This window comes from Streptomyces sp. NPDC047085, assembly GCF_040643735.1.
GTDB lineage: Bacteria > Actinomycetota > Actinomycetes > Streptomycetales > Streptomycetaceae > Streptomyces.
Genome location: NZ_JBEYUW010000010.1, coordinates 1 through 14,480, shown reverse-complemented (window position 1 = coordinate 14,480; position 14,480 = coordinate 1). Strand labels below are relative to the sequence as shown.

Below are 14,480 nucleotides of genomic sequence, written 5' to 3'. Positions count from 1 at the left end.
CGCCGAATGGTCGGCCACACCCCAGCCGGCGCTGTCGGGCAACCTGCCCGAACAGCACACCTGGGGCATGGCACCCGTCGTTCCAGGGACGGGTCGGCCGAGCGGTCAGTCCTTGGCGCGGGCGGGCAGGCGCCATCCCGGGCGCGGGAAGTGGCACGTGTAGCCGTCCGGGTAGCGCTCCAGGTAGTCCTGGTGCTCGGGCTCGGCCTCCCAGAAGGGGCCGACCGGCTCGACCTCGGTCACGACCTTGCCGGGCCACAGTCCGGAGGCGTCCACATCCGCGATGGTGTCCTCGGCGATCCGCTTCTGCTCGTCGTCCACGTAGTAGATCGCGGAGCGGTAGCTGAGGCCGATGTCGTTGCCCTGGCGGTTCTTGGTGCTCGGGTCGTGGATCTGGAAGAAGAACTCCAGGATCGTGCGGTAGTCGGTCTTCTCGGGGTCGAAAAGGATCTCGATGGCCTCCGCGTGGGTCCCGTGGTTGCGGTACGTCGCGTTCGGCACATCACCTCCGGTGTAGCCGACCCGGGTCGCCGTCACGCCCGGGAGCCGACGGATCAGGTCCTGCATCCCCCAGAAGCATCCGCCCGCCAGCACGGCCCTCTGCGTCTGCGTTGCCATCTCGGCCCCTCCAATATCTGTCGCCTCGTTCATTCGGGCTGTTCAGCGCGCACACTGTCCGCCTCCCACACCCTCCGGGTACATCAGCACGCGAGGGTTCCGAACAATTCCGTGCCTGCCCAACCGGCCCCCTTGGATGCGATGTGCGACGCTTTCGCGACTCTCAGTAATTTACGTCCCCCTCCGCTTCGCTCCCTTCGAGTTCCAGCAGAGGGCTCAGTCTCCGGACCAGCCCCAGAAGTAGATCTCCTGTGGCGTGCCGTGGTTGTCATGGAGTACCGCGCAGCGGCCGTACCAGCGCTCGCTGGCGAGGTTCTGGATCGCTGGAACGTGTGCGCGGGTCAGACGCTCGGTGCCGGTGGCCATGCGGGCTTCTTCGGCGGTCACCGGTTGTACCGCGCACGCCTCGGGTTCCTCGTCTTCGTGCTGGACCTGGAAGACGTCGAGGATGGAGTGCGTGCCGGAGTGCTGCGTCCATTCGTCAGCCCATAGTTCGTCCAGGGTCACCGGTCGGGGGCGGCGCTCCTCCTCGGGCAGCCAGTCGCCGCCGCGCACCCAGTAGTAGTCACCTGCGCGGAACACCTCGTGCCGCAGCTCCTCCAGCGCGGCGCCGAGATCCTCCTGGTACGGCACGTAGTAGTCCCAGGCCGAAGCGCCCACCCTGCACCCCTCCGAGTCAGCCGCCGTCGCGGTACGACGTCACAGGAACGGTAGTGGTCGCCTCCGACAGGCCACTCGGAGGGACGAGTTTGTGATCGACCGCCGGTACGGGCCTACCCGGCGCCGTAGGATCGCGGCACGGACGTGGGCCGGGTGCGAGCGTCGCAGGGGGAGCGAAGTGCGGTTGTCGCTGGGGGAGTTGATGGAGCTGCGGGTTCCGCCCCCGGAACTCGCCGAACGGGTGCTGGGTCCCGTACGGGACCGGGCCGCGGAGGGTCCGCCCGAGGATCTCGCGCCGCAGGAACGGCAGTTGTGGTACGCGATGGTGGGCGCGGTCTGCGAGCGGCTGGGCGACCTGGACGGCACCGTGCACCACTTCGGCGCCGGTCTGGCGGAACTCGACGACGACAGCGAGGACCGGCCGGACGCGGAGTTCCGGCTCGGTGTCGCCCTGCACTCCCGGTTCAGCGAACGCGGGGACCTCGAAGATGCCCGGGCGGCGATCGGGCTGTTCCGGGCGGTGCTGGCCGTGGCGGACGAGGGCACCTGGCCGCGTCTCATGGCCGCCGGGCATCTCGGGCGGTGCCTGGTCGACCGGTTCGCGGCCGGCGGGGATCCGGGCGATCTGGAGGCGGCCAGGGCGCTGTTGGAGAGGGAACTCGATGTGGCGGGCGAAGCGCCGTCCGCGGCCGGTGAGGCCGAGGACGGTGACGCCGACGCCAGTGTCGGTGAGGACGGTGCTGGTGCGGACGGTGATCTAGAGGAGCTCCACACCTGGATCTCCGCCCTCGACGTGCTCGGCGAATGCCTGCGCGAGCAGGCCGAACTCGACCACGACGAACAGCTGCTGGCGCAGGCCCTGGACCGTGCCCGCCAGGCGCTGTGCCTCGCCCAGGAGGACCCTGGCCTGCGCGCGGCGCCGGAGAAGGGACTCGCCCGCACCCTGCTCGTGCGCGCCATGTGGCGGAAGTCGGAGAAGGACTTCGACGAGGTCATCCGGCTGCTCGACCCCTCGGCGCCGGTCGCCCAGGCGGAGAACCCGGCGGCGCGCGCGGTGAACCTGGGCATCGCCCACTTCGAGCGGTACCGCCTGCTGGGCGCCCCCGACGACCTGGTGCGGGCCCGTACGGCGCTCGAACGGGCCCTGGAGGACCTGCCGCAGGGCTCGGCGGCACGTGCCGGCGCACAGCTCAATCTCGCCGTCGTACTCCGGGAAACCGCCGCCCGTACGGCCGATGGGCTGGAACTCCTCGGCCATGCGGTCGAGTTGGCCGAGGAGGCGGCCGCGACGTTGCTGCCTCGGTCTCCGCTGTCCGCCGTGGCCGTCGCCGCCGCGGCCGAGGCGCGGATCGCCCGCCAGGCACAGGGTGGGGGCGGCGGCGCGGCGGAACTGGAGGCGGCCTGCCGGCGGCTGGAGGCCGCGGCGCCGCATCTGCCGGCCGGGGACGGCTTGCTGGTCGCCTCCTTCCACGACGCCTGGGGCAGCGCCCTGGTCCGGCTCGCGAGCCTCACCTCCGACGCGGATGCCCTCGACCAGGGCGTGGACCGACTGCGCCGCGCGCTGGCCGGCCCGGGCGGACTCCCCGACCGGCCCAGGACGGCGGGGAATCTCGCGGCCGGTCTGTACGAGCGGTTCCTCGCCCGCGGCTCGATGACCGACCTGGACGAGGCCATCGAGCTGTGGCAGGAGGCCGTCGACCGGCGCCGCCCGGGATCGCCGCACACCGTCACCGCGCACAGCGGGCTGGGCGTGGCCCTGCACCAGCGATACGAGCGGCGTGGTACGGCCGCCGACCTGGACGAGGCCGTGGAGCGGCTGACGGCCGCTGCCGTGCTGCCGGCGGACCCGGCCGAACGCCGAGCCGTCCTGAGCAACCTCGGCCATGCCCACCAGGCGCGCTACGAGGCCACCGACGATCAACGGGACCTGGCCCGCGCCGTGGCCGCCCAGCGGGAGGCCCTCGCCGAGCCTGAGCCGGAGGCGGGCTCCGCTGTGAACGCCCGTATCGGACTGGCACTCGCACTGGGCGCGCAGGCGGAACGCACCGGTTCGACGGCGCTGGCGGAGGAGGCGACCGAGCACGCTGAAGCGGCCCGAGCGGATTCCGACCCGGCGTCACGGTCCTGGGTGTCGGCCGTGTTCGTGCTGGCCGGACTGGCCCGGCTGCGCCATGCGCTGACCGCCGCCCCGGAACTGCTGCGAGAGGCCGAGGAGTTGTACCGGCAAGGCTACGAAGTGGCCCGCGACCGGCATCCGGCCGCGGCGGCCGAGGGCGCCATGGAGTGGGGGCTGTGGCAGTCCCGGCTGGAGCGGCATCCGCAGGCGGTGGCCGCCTTCGACCTCGCCGAGCGGGCCGTGGGGCGGCTCGTCGCCGAGCAGGGTCAGCGCGCGGCCAAGGAGACGTGGCTGCGCACCTCACGCGGCCTGCCCGCGGCGGTGGCCGTGGCGGCGTGGCGGGCCGGCGACGCGGCGGGCGCGGTCACCCGCCTGGAACGCACCCGCGCACTGCTGCTGGCCGAGCGCCTCGGGCTGGGCGAAACGGCGGTGGCCGACGGTGCGACCGGCGCGAATGACATGGACGGCACGGGAGACTCCCCCGCTCCCACGCCCACTGGTATCGGCACCGGCAGCGGCACGGTCATCTACCTCGTCCCAGGCCCCGACGCAGGCGTCGCCTTCTCGGTCACCGGCTCAGCGATCCGGGCCACGCCCCTCGACGGCCTGGGGGCGACCGCACTCGCCCCGTGGCAGGACGGGACATGGAATGACTCCGGACAGCTCGACCGACTCGACCGGTTCGCCCGGTGGGCGTGGGAGCACGTCCTGACCGGGGTGGTGCCGACACAGGGCACGCCGTTCACGCTGATCCCCGTGGGCGAGCTGGTGCACCTGCCCTGGCAGACGGCGTACGCACCGGGCCCCGGCCGACCGTCCCGGTTCCTGCTCGACGGCCACGCGGTCGGATTCGCGCCCTGTCTGCGCGTGCTGCCCAGGGGCGGCACCGCCGGGGCACCTCGGTATCTGGGAGTGGCGGTGGGGCACGGCACGGGCCTGCGCGAACTGCCCTTTGCCGAGCGGGAGGTACGGGCGGCTGCCGACCGGTTCGCCGAGTCCCTGCTGCTGGTGGACGAGGAGGCCACGCCCGAGCGGGTGCTGGGCTGGCTGCAACAGGGCGGCGGGGTCGCTCACTTCGCCTGCCACGCCGAGACGGACCCCGCCGAGCCCCTCTCCTCCGCGCTCGTCCTCGGCGGCGGCGCGCGCCTCGCCGTACGGGATCTGCTGGACCTGCGAGGCGGACTCGACCTGGTGATCCTCTCCGCCTGCGCCACCTCCGTGGCCGGCCGGGAGCTGCCCGACGAGGTGGTGGGCCTGCCGGGCACCCTCATCGGGGCGGGGGCGCGGGGCGTGGTGTCGGCGGCCTGGCCGGTCAACGACCTCGCGGCCTGCCTGGTGATGACCGACTTCGTCGGCCGGTGGGCGGAGGGGACACCGCCGGCGGAGGCGCTGCGGGCCGCCCAGACCGGACTACGGGATCTGCCGCACGGCGCACTGGCCAGGCGGCTGCGGGTGATGCGCGGCCCGCTCACCACGGAGTCACCGCTCGCCCCTCCCCCGCAGGCCCCCGCCCGCCCCTTCGAAGCCCTCTCCGACTGGGGGGCGTTCACCTACACAGGCCACGCCGACCCCGGCCCACCACACGGACACCCCCGACGGGACACCACGGAAGAGCACCGATGAGCACACCCCCGCCCCTGCGCTACCAGCACGGCACAGACCCGCAGTTCGCGCAGCGGGCCGCGGACACCTTCAGCCTGGAGGACTTCGACTCCGCGCTGATGCTGTCCGGGCCCTGCCCGCGCTGCGGCCAGGAGATGGACTTCATGCTGGTGAAGGAGCTGTTCCGGGACGGCACGGGAGAGGGCGACGGCACCGGGGCGGATCCCGTGCCCGGCCGTCCGGTCGTGATGTACTGCACGGCCGAAGCGGTGTACGACGGCGCACCCGACGGCACATCCGGCTGCGGCGCCTTCTGGAGCCTGACGCTCCCCGCCGGAGCAGGCGGATGAGCGGCGGTCTGCAGCCCGGCCCCACACCGACGGCCGCCCAGCTGCGGCGGGCCAGGTCGGTGCGGCGGGCCCTGGAGCGGGAGCTCCCCCGGGTGCGCGAGGTCGCCGTGGCCTGGCGCAACGGGCTCGGCGCGATCCTGGCCGGACTCGTCGGGTTCAGCCTGATCAAGGGCCGCAGCGACGTCGGGCAGATCGCCCCTGGCTGGTCCGTCGCCGCCGGCTTGCTGCTCCTGGCTGCGCTGGTCGTGGGCGGAGCCGGCGCCCTCGGCCTGCTGCGCGCGGCGCACGGTCGTCCGTACGCCCGTTGGCTGTCCGGGACCGACGACGCGACCGGGCGGCCGCTCGAGGTCGAGGACCACGAGGAGGCACTGGCCAGCGCCCGCTTCCTGCGCACGGGGATCGTCCTGACCTGCCTGTGCACGGCGCTTCTCGTGACGGCGGTCGGCGTCACCTGGTACGCCCCGCCCAAAGATCCTCCAGGACTGCTGATCCGGCAGGGCGGAACCTCCGTGTGCGGAGAGGTCGTCTCGGCCCGCCGGGGAACGGTCGAGCTGAAGGTGGACGGAGTCGCCACGACCGTGGACCTGTCCAAGGCCGACTCCGTCACTCCGGTCGCGTCCTGCCCCGCCCCCGCCGCCACCGGGTAGGCGGGAGCGCACTCGTCGCGGCGCGTCCGCCCGGCGGAATACCCGCCGCACTGACGGGAGTTGATCACGACATGACTCAAGGACCCGCGCCCCGGCCCCTGTCCGACGAAGCCCTCTCCGATCTGCTGGCGAAGCAGCAGTTCGGCACCTTCGCCACGGTCAAGCACAGTGGCCACCCCCACCTGACCACCATGCTCTACGCCTGGGATCCCGAGGCCCGCGTCGTGCGGCTGTCCACGACGGCCGACCGTGTGAAGGCGAAGCATCTGCGGCGCGATCCGCGGGCGGCGCTGCATGTGCAGGGCGGTGACGTGTGGTCGTTCGCCGTCGCCGAGGGGTCCGCCGAGGTTTCCGAGATCACGACGGTGCCCGGTGACGCGGTCGGACGGGAACTGCTCGCCATGATCGCGCCGTCCGCCAGGCCGGAGAACGAGGACGCCTTCCTCGCGCAGCAAGTCGCCGAGCGCCGCGTCGTGATCCGGCTGCGAGTGGATCGACTGTACGGAACGGCCCTGGACATCAACGGCTAGACCGATTCCGCCCGCTCAGCGGTTCGCCGGCCCAGACCGGCCAGGTCGGTGGGCTGTGGGCAGCGGATCTGCGCGACGGGGGGCGTCGGAATAGCCTGAAAGGGAGCGGCACCGGGACGGCGACCGACCTCCCGATGCATTCCCTTCGCCGGGGGGACGCGAGGCAGGGAGGCAGTGCCATGCCCTGGAATCTGAACGGCACGTATCTGGAGAGCTGCAACTGCGACGTCGTGTGTCCCTGCACCACCTCGGGCCTCACCGCGCCGGCCGACCATGATCGCTGCGAGGTGACCTTCGTGTTCCATGTGGACAGCGGCACCGTGGACGGCGTGGACGTCTCCGACCGCAGTGTCGCCGTCTTCATCGAGGCGCCCCAGGTGATGTCCGACGGCGGCTGGCAGGTGGCGCTGTATGTCGACGCCTCGGCCGACGACGGCCAGGCGGAGGCGCTGGGCAGGATCTTCTCCGGCCAGGCCGGCGGGCCGATGGCGGCGCTCACTCCCCTTGTCGGCGAGGTCCTCGGCGTCGAGCGTGCCCCCATCGAATACCGCGACGACGGCCGCCGCCACGCCGCGCGCGTGGGTGACGCCATCGACATCGAGATCGAGGACCAGGTCGCCCCGCAGTTCGGCGAGGACGGTCCGGTGATGGGCCTGACCGGCATGTTCCACCCGGCGAACAGCACGCTGACGATCGCCCGGTCCACCCGGGCGACGGGCAACGGCGTGTACGGCCGGTCCTGGGACTTCACCGGTCGCAACGGGCACTCGGCGCCCTTCACATGGTCCGCGTGACCGGCAGACCGGCCACCGTCCGCCGCGGCACGGCGGGCCCCGCCGGACTGCTGCTGGTCATGGCGGCCGCCGCCTGGGTCTGGATGGTGGCGCGCTGGGGCGGTATGCGGGCGGAACCCGGCACCATGGGCCTGGAGCTGCCGGCGTTCCTGGCCGTGTGGACGCTGATGACGGCCGCGATGATGCTGCCCGCCACAGCGGCCGTCGCCTCGCTCTACGCACGCACCATCACCGCGCACCGAGCGCCGCGCATGGTCGCGTTCACGGTCGGCTACCTTCTCGTCTGGGCCGTGGCCGGGCTACCGGCGTACGCGCTGGCCGTCGGCCTGGGCCACGCCGCGCACCTTCCCGCCACGGCGGGAACCGCAGTCGCCGCGGCCGTGTTCGCGATCAGCGGCGTCTATCAGCTCACGCCCCTCAAGGACCGTTGTCTGGCCCGGTGCCGCTCTCCGCTGGGACTGATCCTGCACTGCGCCGCACGCCCCGGACCCTCGCGCGATCTGCGCGCCGGGGCCCACCACGGAGCCTTCTGCCTGGGCTGCTGCTGGTCGCTGATGGTCCTGCTGGCGGCGTTCGGCCTGATGAACCTGTGGGCCATGGTGGTCCTGGCCGCCGTGATCACCGCCGAGAAGCTCGCCCCCGTCGGCCGCCTGGTGGCCCGTGCCACGGGGATCGCCTCGATCGCCCTGGCCATTGCCGTCTTCTGGGTCCCGGGCCTGGCTCCGGGCCTCACGGGTGGCGGCATGGCCGGGATGTGAGGGCGGCCGAGGCTGCTGGGTCGCCGGTCTGGGGCAGTCAGTGGCCGCTCTGGTCCAGCACGCCACGTCAGTATGCCCAGGCCGGCTCGGAGAGCAGCAGCCGCCATCGGGGGACCAGGTCACGTAGCTCCGCGCCGTGGCGGGCGCGGGCCTCGCGGCTGACGGCGACGATGTCCAGCTCGTTGGCGGCGGAGAGTTCGGCGAAGTCCCGACGCACCGCGAGGCTTCGAGTGTCCCCCGCCCGCTTCTCCCCAGCCCTCCCCCTCCCCCTCCCCCTCCCCCAACGCGCGTGTGCAGCATTCGTATGCTCCAGGCATGAAACTCTTCCGATCGCGCGGCCGAAGCGGCGCTGGGCAGTTGACGGGATCCCCCTTGGCCCAGGCCATGGCGCTGTACCTGGCGGGGCGTTACGCCGAAGCGGAGGTGGAGGCGCGTGCCGTGGCCGCGGCCCGGTCCCGGTCGCGCGACGACGGGTACGGACCGCTGGCGCTGAGCATCGCCGCGCTCGCGACGGGCGCCCAGGGCCGTCACGGGGAGGCCGTCACCGCGTACGACGCACTGCTGCCGGTCTTCGGCCGGATCTTCGGCGCCGAGCATCCGCACACCCTGAAACTGCGCTCGGACCGGGCTCAGGCGCTGAGCGCGCTCGACCGGCACGCCGAATGCGAGGCGGAGTGCGCCGCCGTCGCCCGGGCCGCGGCCCGCGGCTCGGGGCCGGAGTTGGCGCTCATAGCGACGGCCGCCCGCAACGGGCTGATCTACGCCCTCTGCGCGCAGGACCGCCACCCCGAGGCCGAGACGCTCGCCCGCGAGGGCCTCGCCGCGCACGGTGAACAGGACCGCTTCGCCCTGGTCCTACGGCTCGGGCTGGCCCGCAGTCTCAACGGCCAGGCCCGCCACGAGGAGGCGCTCACCGAGGCGGAGCGCGCCGACGAACTGCACCGCGGCCTGCCCGCGGAGCAGCGCCGCGCGGAGACCGGTGCCGCCGAAATGGCCGTGGCCACCGCTCTCCTGGGGCTGGGCCGCGCCACTGAGGCCCGCACCCGGGCCGCGGCCGCCCACGACGCCTGCCTCAGCACCTTCGGCCCGGACCATCGCCGCACCGCCGAGGCCCGGACACTGCTCGACCGCATCGACGGCACCTGACCCGGCACGCGGCAACGGCAGTTGGGCCTCTCTGCCGTGGCTGCACACGCATGCCATCTGCTGAGCGCATGCGCGATGGCGCGGATTCCTGACGCGGCAAATCCTGAGGTTCAGCGTGCCGCGCGCAGCTCGGCGTACAGCTCCGGTCCCGTCCAGGTGTGTGGGGTGGACTCCGCCTCGTGGACCAGAGCGGCCAGACGCGCGTTCGCGGGCGCGCTCCGGCCGTGGGCTGTGGCGAGGGTGACGATCTCGCCCTGCAGGGAATCGATCTCCGTGCGCCGACCGCGCTGCAGGTCCTCCCACATCGAGGAGCGCGCGTGGGCGTCGATGCGGAAGGACGCCGCCGCCACTCGGCGGAAGAGGGCGTCAGGCAGGTTCAGCACGTACGGGGTGACGCCGGGCGCGGTGGGACCGAGTCGGGCGGGTGTGATCCCGGCGGCGCGGTAGGCGGCGAGGGCCTCGCGCTGGCACAGGGCGAGGCAGCGGCGGTACGCCCGCCGGCCGAGCTGGTCGCGCAGGGGCAGCCCGGAGAGCGCGTTGATCGCGTTGTTGAGGTTCATCAGCAGCTTGGCGTGCTGGACTTCGGACATGTCGGTGCGCGCCTCGATGGCCAGGTGTGCCTCGCGGAAGGCGGCGAGGAGCGCGTCGTCGGGCTCGGTCATGAGCCTGCCCGGCATGCCCTGGTGCACGGTGCCCGGCTCGGACTGCACCACGTTGTAGGGCACCATCCCGGCCAGCACGGTGTGGCCGGGGAGCGCGGCGCGCAGGGTGGCGGGGTTGTGCAGCCCGTTCTGGAAGCTGACCACGACGGCGCCGGGGGCGAGATGAGCGGCGAGCTCCTTGGCGGCGGCCTCGGTGCCGGCGGTCTTCACGGTGATCAGCACATAGTCGGCGCCCGCCGCGGCTTCGGGGCCGGTGGCCAGCGTCAGCCGGTCCGGTGTGAGGTGGACGGGCGGCCGGACGGAGGTACTGAGGGTGAGCCCGCGTTCGCGCAGCACATCCATGGCGGCGGACCGGCCGATGAATGCCACGTCGTACCCGGCGGCGACGAGGTGGCCGCCAAGATGACAGCCGATACTGCCCGCGCCGAGGACGGCGAACCGGGGCTTGGGCATGGATGGCTCCTGCGGACGTGTGATCGGGCAGAGGCCAGCCTGGACCACCGGTACGCTCGTTGACCAGCCCCTGGTCCGGTCTCCCCCGCTCGCCCGCGGCGCGAGGTGGCCGACGGTCCGTCGGTTCTCGGGCATCGGGATGGAGGAGGCCGAGGCGGCGAGCCGCCCGCAGCGGCGGCCCGGCGCGTCTCACTCGGCCGCCGTCCACGCCGTCGGCCCACCGCCTCGCCACTCGATCAGTTCCGGGTCGTCGACGGTCGTGTTCACCTCGGGCAGGCCCGCTCGGCGAAGAAACTCGACCACGTCGAGCAGGTGATACGCGATGCCCACGTGCTCACCGCGGATCGTGACCCGCCTGCCACCGTCGGTGCCCGGCGGCTGCACAATGACTGGCGCGCCTTCCATAGCTACTGGGTGCCCCATACCGAGCACCTCATGCGCCGGCCCGCGCGCGCCGTATACCGTCGGCGGCAGGGGGTCCGATGATCATGGGCGCTACGCGGACACGGACACGGACGGCTGTGGAGGCGCCGTACGGGCGGACGGTCGCGGACCGACCAGGCCGGCTGCGACGGCCCCGCTCGCCCATGGCTACCGCTGGGGGATCGCCAGCTCACGGCCGCGGTAGAAGCTTTCCCGTTCCTCGACGACGTACGGGGCCATGTCGGCACGGCGCTGCGCCTCGGGCTCGGACGTCCGCCAGGAGTCGCACGCCTCCTGGGAGTCCCAGAACGACACCCCGATGATCTCCTGTCCGTCCTCGGACCAGTACGCGAAGGCCCGGCGCAGACCCTGCGGAGCGGGGGCCGGACGCCACGCCTTCTCAAAGTCCTCCAGGGTGCCCGGCCGAATGCGGCGCGCCGTCACCCACACGAAGTGCTCCTCCATCCCAGCCTCCTCCACGACGCCGGTTCGGCTGGTCGGCGTCACTTCCACCACGGTAGGTCCGGCGCCCCGATCGCGCCTGCGTGGCGATGCGGTGCACCACGCGCGGCCGGTGCCCGCAACCGACGCAGGCGCAGCAGCTCACTGCGCATGCGCTGCCCCTGGATGGCGGTCATCCTGGGGCACAGAAGGCAGGACATACGGGACATCATGGATGTACGGGTGCGCTCTGCGAGGAGGTGTACGGCATGGCGCTGTCGGGCTCTGGCGGTACCGAGGGCACAGCGGGCGGCAAGGCGCGGTTCGACGACATCTACGACCAGCCGGACCCTCGCGCCTACTTCCGGCGGCTGGCACCGCTGGAGTACGAGATCCCGCACCACGCCCAGCCGATCTTCCGGCAGGTCGCCGCCGAACGGGCCGCGCTCGACGACGGCCACCCCCACCCGCCCGCGGTGCTGGACGTGTGCTGCTCGTACGGCATCAACGCCGCGCTGCTCAATCACGACGTGACGCTGGCGGAGATGTACGAGCGGTACACCTCGCCCGATCTCCAGTCGCTGTCGACGGCCGAGCTGGCGGCGCGGGACAAGGTGTTCTATGCCGAGCGGCGCCGGCCCGACGCGGTGCCCGCGTTCGGCCTGGACGTCGCGGCCGCCGCCGTGCACTACGCGGTCGAGGTGGGACTTCTGGACGCCGCCTTCACCGACGACCTGGAACAGGGCTCACCCAGTCCCGCGCTGAGCCGCGCGCTCGCCGAGGTCGGCCTCATCACGCTGACGGGCGGCGGCAGCTACATCACCGCCCGCACGTTCACCGCGCTGCTGGACGGTACCCGCCGACCCGTATGGGTCAGCGCGTTCGTGCTGCGGACGGTGTCCTACCAGCCGATCGTCCGGGCCCTGGCCGCGCACGGTCTGCGGACCACCCTCGACGTCTCCCGCACTTACCCCCAGCGGCTCTTCAACGACGAGCGGGAACGACGGTTCGCGCTCGAGGCCGTACGGGCACTGGGCCGCGACCCCGCCGGGATCGAGGAGGACGGCCGCTTCCACAGCCTGCGCTACGAGTCCCGGCCGGATGCCGGGGATGCCGGGTGACCGAACCGCCGTGTCGGAGTGAACGCCGGATCCGGCCTCACCGCGCGCAGCCGACGTCCAGCACCTCGATCACGTCGCCGTGCACCGAGTAGACGAGCCAGCACCACTCGCCGAACGCTGCCGCCAGGTCCGGCATATGGGCCTCCGAGTCCTTGGTGACCCCGTCGATGAGCATGATGATCTCCTCGTGCATCTCGTCCGGCACGTCGAAGAGCACGTTGGCGGCCCGTTGGATCAGTTCCACTCGCATGGCGGCCCCTGGCGGACGGGCAGACTAGCGCGGCCGACGAAGCAGCGCACGCCGCCCCGCTCAATGACGGACAGAGTCCCTCACGCCCACCATAAAGCCACGGTCTGCCGCACGAGGAGACCAGCGCGGAGACCAGCGAGGGCACCGGCGAGGGGACCATCGACGAGACCCGCGCGCAGACGAGCGTGGAGACCAGCCCGGCCCACGCGGCCCGGTCGCAGTTACGACGCCTGACTCTGGGTACCCGTGCAGGGCGACGAAGGAGGTGTCGGCTGTGGGCACGACCTTCTCGCTCGGCCGCGTGGCGGGTATCCGCGTCGGCGTCCACTGGAGTGTCCTGGTCATCATCGCGCTGATCGCCTTCGGGCTGGCCGAGGGGCGCCTGCCCCGTTCCCACCCGGGCGGTCCGGCCTGGGCCTACTGGCTGACGGGCCTGGCGACGGCACTGGTGTTCCTGCTGTCCCTGCTGGCCCACGAGATCAGCCACGTGATGGTGGCCCGCCGCAACGGGGTCGGCGCTGACGAGATCACGCTGTGGCTGCTGGGCGGTGCGGCACGTCTGCACAGCGAGGCACCCACCCCGGCGGCGGAACTGCGCATCGCGGGAGTCGGGCCGCTGGTGAGCCTGGTACTGGGCGGGGTCTTCACCCTGTTCACGTGGTGGGCCCATGCGCTGCGCGGCCCGGGGCTGATGGTCGAGGCGCTGGCCTGGCTGGCGGCGATCAACATCCTGCTCGCGCTGTTCAACGCGCTGCCCGCCGCCCCCCTGGACGGCGGACGGCTGCTGCGCGCACTGGTGTGGTGGCGTACCGGCAATCGGCTGCGCGCCACCGACGTCGCCACCGGCGCCGGGCGCGTGCTGGGCTGGATCCTGGTCGCCGTCGGCCTGTACGTGGCTCTGGCCGGCAGGTTCGTCAACGGCATCTGGCTGCTGCTCATCGGTTGGTTCATGGCTGCCATGGCGACGATGGAGGGCAGTCAGGCCAAGCTCCGTGAGCTACTGCGCTCCGTGCCGGTGCGGCAGGCGATGACCCCGGATCCGGTGACGGTTCCGGCCGGTACGAGCGTCCAGGAGTTTCTCAGCGGTCCGTCGTGGCGCTATCGCCACTCCGCCTTCCCGGTCACGGATCCGGACGGGTGTCCGGTGGGGCTGGTCAGCGTGCGGCAGGCAGGACAGGTACCCGCGGAGGACCGCGCCCCGACCTCGGTCGACGCCGTGATGGTCCCCATCGGCGACATCCCGACCGCCGCCCCCGACGACCCCTTGGTCCAGCTCCTGCCCACCTTGGACGCCAGCCCCGCCCGCCGGGCGGTGGTCCTGGCGGAGGGCCACGCCGTCGGCATCGTCACCAGCTCGGACGTCAGCCGGGTCATCACCTGGCTCTCCTCGGCCGCACCACCCGGCACGGGCCTCCGGACGGCGCCCTGACGACACCGAACGGGGACCTGGAGGGGGCTGTTGGGGGCGTGGAGGGGGGCTGGAGGGGCCTGGAGGGGTGACGCCGCGCACAGGACGCACATCACGTCCTACCCGGGATCGTAGAACCACACCGCCCCGAACAGCACACAACCATCCCAGAACATCCCATAACGGGCATTACTCCGAAGGCGGGTAGTACGCCACATCATTGCGCCCCCCACCCGCCCCCGCTAACCATGTCTGTCGTCGCTAGGAGCCACCGCAGCGAACGGGCCGAACACCCTCGGCCCACCCGCTTGCGGACTCCAGCGCGGGGCCCCGCCCCTCCGCCACCGCACCCCACGCGGCGGCGCCGACGTCGTCCCCCACTGGAGTTGCTTCCGCATGACCACCACCACCCGCACCCGCACCGCCCGCCTGCGCACCCTCGCCCTCACCGGCCTCGCCACCACCGGCGCCGCCACCGCCGCCCTCACCCTCATGCCCGCC

General features: G+C 72.7%; 16 protein-coding genes. 9 read left to right on the top strand and 7 right to left on the bottom strand.

Annotated elements, in window-relative coordinates; all coding sequences use genetic code 11:
• Window positions 1-105: 105 nt before the first annotated feature.
• Both msrA and ABZ865_RS28750 read right to left on the bottom strand, forming a co-directional pair.
• Entirely contained in the window at window positions 106-618 is a 513-nt protein-coding gene (gene msrA / locus ABZ865_RS28755; protein ID WP_361236445.1) for a peptide-methionine (S)-S-oxide reductase MsrA, read from the bottom strand.
• Between the two features lie 216 nt (window positions 619-834).
• Window positions 835-1,278 (bottom strand): hypothetical protein, encoded by a 444-nt coding sequence (locus tag ABZ865_RS28750; RefSeq protein ID WP_361236442.1) that lies wholly within the window; start codon window positions 1,276-1,278, stop codon window positions 835-837.
• Between the two features lie 178 nt (window positions 1,279-1,456).
• Here ABZ865_RS28750 and ABZ865_RS28745 point away from each other — a divergent pair, with 178 nt between their 5' ends.
• From ABZ865_RS28745 to ABZ865_RS28720, 6 genes are all read left to right on the top strand, one after another.
• Window positions 1,457-5,017: a CHAT domain-containing protein gene (locus ABZ865_RS28745; RefSeq protein ID WP_361236439.1), complete on the top strand. Its 3,561-nt coding sequence runs from the start codon at window positions 1,457-1,459 to the stop codon at window positions 5,015-5,017.
• On the top strand, window positions 5,014-5,346 hold the full coding sequence (locus ABZ865_RS28740) for a hypothetical protein (RefSeq protein WP_361236436.1): 333 nt from the start codon (window positions 5,014-5,016) through the stop codon (window positions 5,344-5,346). Before ABZ865_RS28745 ends, ABZ865_RS28740 begins: the two co-directional genes overlap by 4 nt.
• On the top strand, window positions 5,343-5,993 hold the full coding sequence (locus ABZ865_RS28735) for a hypothetical protein (protein WP_361236433.1): 651 nt from the start codon (window positions 5,343-5,345) through the stop codon (window positions 5,991-5,993). Before ABZ865_RS28740 ends, ABZ865_RS28735 begins: the two co-directional genes overlap by 4 nt.
• A 71-nt stretch (window positions 5,994-6,064) precedes the next feature.
• Entirely contained in the window at window positions 6,065-6,523 is a 459-nt protein-coding gene (locus tag ABZ865_RS28730) for a PPOX class F420-dependent oxidoreductase (RefSeq protein ID WP_361236430.1), read from the top strand.
• Window positions 6,524-6,702: 179 nt separating this feature from the next.
• Complete coding sequence (locus ABZ865_RS28725) at window positions 6,703-7,317, top strand: DUF1326 domain-containing protein (protein WP_361236427.1); 615 nt, start codon at window positions 6,703-6,705, stop codon at window positions 7,315-7,317.
• Window positions 7,314-8,075: a DUF2182 domain-containing protein gene (locus ABZ865_RS28720; RefSeq protein WP_361236424.1), complete on the top strand. Its 762-nt coding sequence runs from the start codon at window positions 7,314-7,316 to the stop codon at window positions 8,073-8,075. Before ABZ865_RS28725 ends, ABZ865_RS28720 begins: the two co-directional genes overlap by 4 nt.
• 67 nt (window positions 8,076-8,142) lie before the next feature.
• Here ABZ865_RS28720 and ABZ865_RS28715 read toward each other — a convergent pair whose 3' ends face one another.
• Window positions 8,143-8,292, bottom strand: a complete 150-nt coding sequence (locus ABZ865_RS28715) for a hypothetical protein (RefSeq protein WP_361236421.1) — start codon at window positions 8,290-8,292, stop codon at window positions 8,143-8,145.
• Between the two features lie 155 nt (window positions 8,293-8,447).
• On the opposite strand from ABZ865_RS28715, the gene ABZ865_RS28710 reads away from it, so the two are divergent.
• Window positions 8,448-9,221 (top strand): tetratricopeptide repeat protein, encoded by a 774-nt coding sequence (locus ABZ865_RS28710; protein ID WP_361236418.1) that lies wholly within the window; start codon window positions 8,448-8,450, stop codon window positions 9,219-9,221.
• A 110-nt stretch (window positions 9,222-9,331) separates the two neighbouring features.
• Here ABZ865_RS28710 and ABZ865_RS28705 read toward each other — a convergent pair whose 3' ends face one another.
• The 3 genes from ABZ865_RS28705 to ABZ865_RS28695 form a co-directional block, all read right to left on the bottom strand.
• Complete coding sequence (locus ABZ865_RS28705) at window positions 9,332-10,336, bottom strand: 2-dehydropantoate 2-reductase (RefSeq protein ID WP_361236415.1); 1,005 nt, start codon at window positions 10,334-10,336, stop codon at window positions 9,332-9,334.
• Between the two features lie 189 nt (window positions 10,337-10,525).
• Entirely contained in the window at window positions 10,526-10,759 is a 234-nt protein-coding gene (locus ABZ865_RS28700) for a hypothetical protein (RefSeq protein WP_361236408.1), read from the bottom strand.
• Between the two features lie 168 nt (window positions 10,760-10,927).
• Window positions 10,928-11,224: a hypothetical protein gene (locus ABZ865_RS28695; protein ID WP_361236405.1), complete on the bottom strand. Its 297-nt coding sequence runs from the start codon at window positions 11,222-11,224 to the stop codon at window positions 10,928-10,930.
• A gap of 245 nt (window positions 11,225-11,469) precedes the next feature.
• Between ABZ865_RS28695 and ABZ865_RS28690 the strand changes: the two genes are divergently transcribed.
• The gene (locus tag ABZ865_RS28690) at window positions 11,470-12,321 is read left to right on the top strand and encodes a hypothetical protein (protein WP_361236402.1); all 852 of its coding nucleotides are present in this window, start codon (window positions 11,470-11,472) and stop codon (window positions 12,319-12,321) included.
• Window positions 12,322-12,358: 37 nt separating this feature from the next.
• Here ABZ865_RS28690 and ABZ865_RS28685 read toward each other — a convergent pair whose 3' ends face one another.
• Complete coding sequence (locus tag ABZ865_RS28685; RefSeq protein WP_361236399.1) at window positions 12,359-12,571, bottom strand: hypothetical protein; 213 nt, start codon at window positions 12,569-12,571, stop codon at window positions 12,359-12,361.
• Window positions 12,572-12,845: 274 nt separating this feature from the next.
• On the opposite strand from ABZ865_RS28685, the gene ABZ865_RS28680 reads away from it, so the two are divergent.
• Window positions 12,846-14,000 (top strand): site-2 protease family protein, encoded by a 1,155-nt coding sequence (locus tag ABZ865_RS28680; protein WP_361236396.1) that lies wholly within the window; start codon window positions 12,846-12,848, stop codon window positions 13,998-14,000.
• Window positions 14,001-14,480 lie beyond the last annotated feature (480 nt).

Bases quoted from the DNA above. Each gene is read 5' to 3' on its own strand.
- msrA (WP_361236445.1), bottom strand. From the start codon at position 618: ATGGCAACGCAGACGCAGAGGGCCGTGCTGGCGGGCGGATGCTTCTGG.
- ABZ865_RS28740 (WP_361236436.1), top strand. From the start codon at position 5,014: ATGAGCACACCCCCGCCCCTGCGCTACCAGCACGGCACAGACCCGCAG.
- ABZ865_RS28735 (WP_361236433.1), top strand. From the start codon at position 5,343: ATGAGCGGCGGTCTGCAGCCCGGCCCCACACCGACGGCCGCCCAGCTG.
- ABZ865_RS28730 (WP_361236430.1), top strand. From the start codon at position 6,065: ATGACTCAAGGACCCGCGCCCCGGCCCCTGTCCGACGAAGCCCTCTCC.
- ABZ865_RS28725 (WP_361236427.1), top strand. From the start codon at position 6,703: ATGCCCTGGAATCTGAACGGCACGTATCTGGAGAGCTGCAACTGCGAC.
- ABZ865_RS28705 (WP_361236415.1), bottom strand. From the start codon at position 10,336: ATGCCCAAGCCCCGGTTCGCCGTCCTCGGCGCGGGCAGTATCGGCTGT.
- ABZ865_RS28700 (WP_361236408.1), bottom strand. From the start codon at position 10,759: ATGGGGCACCCAGTAGCTATGGAAGGCGCGCCAGTCATTGTGCAGCCG.
- ABZ865_RS28695 (WP_361236405.1), bottom strand. From the start codon at position 11,224: ATGGAGGAGCACTTCGTGTGGGTGACGGCGCGCCGCATTCGGCCGGGC.
- ABZ865_RS28690 (WP_361236402.1), top strand. From the start codon at position 11,470: ATGGCGCTGTCGGGCTCTGGCGGTACCGAGGGCACAGCGGGCGGCAAG.
- ABZ865_RS28685 (WP_361236399.1), bottom strand. From the start codon at position 12,571: ATGCGAGTGGAACTGATCCAACGGGCCGCCAACGTGCTCTTCGACGTG.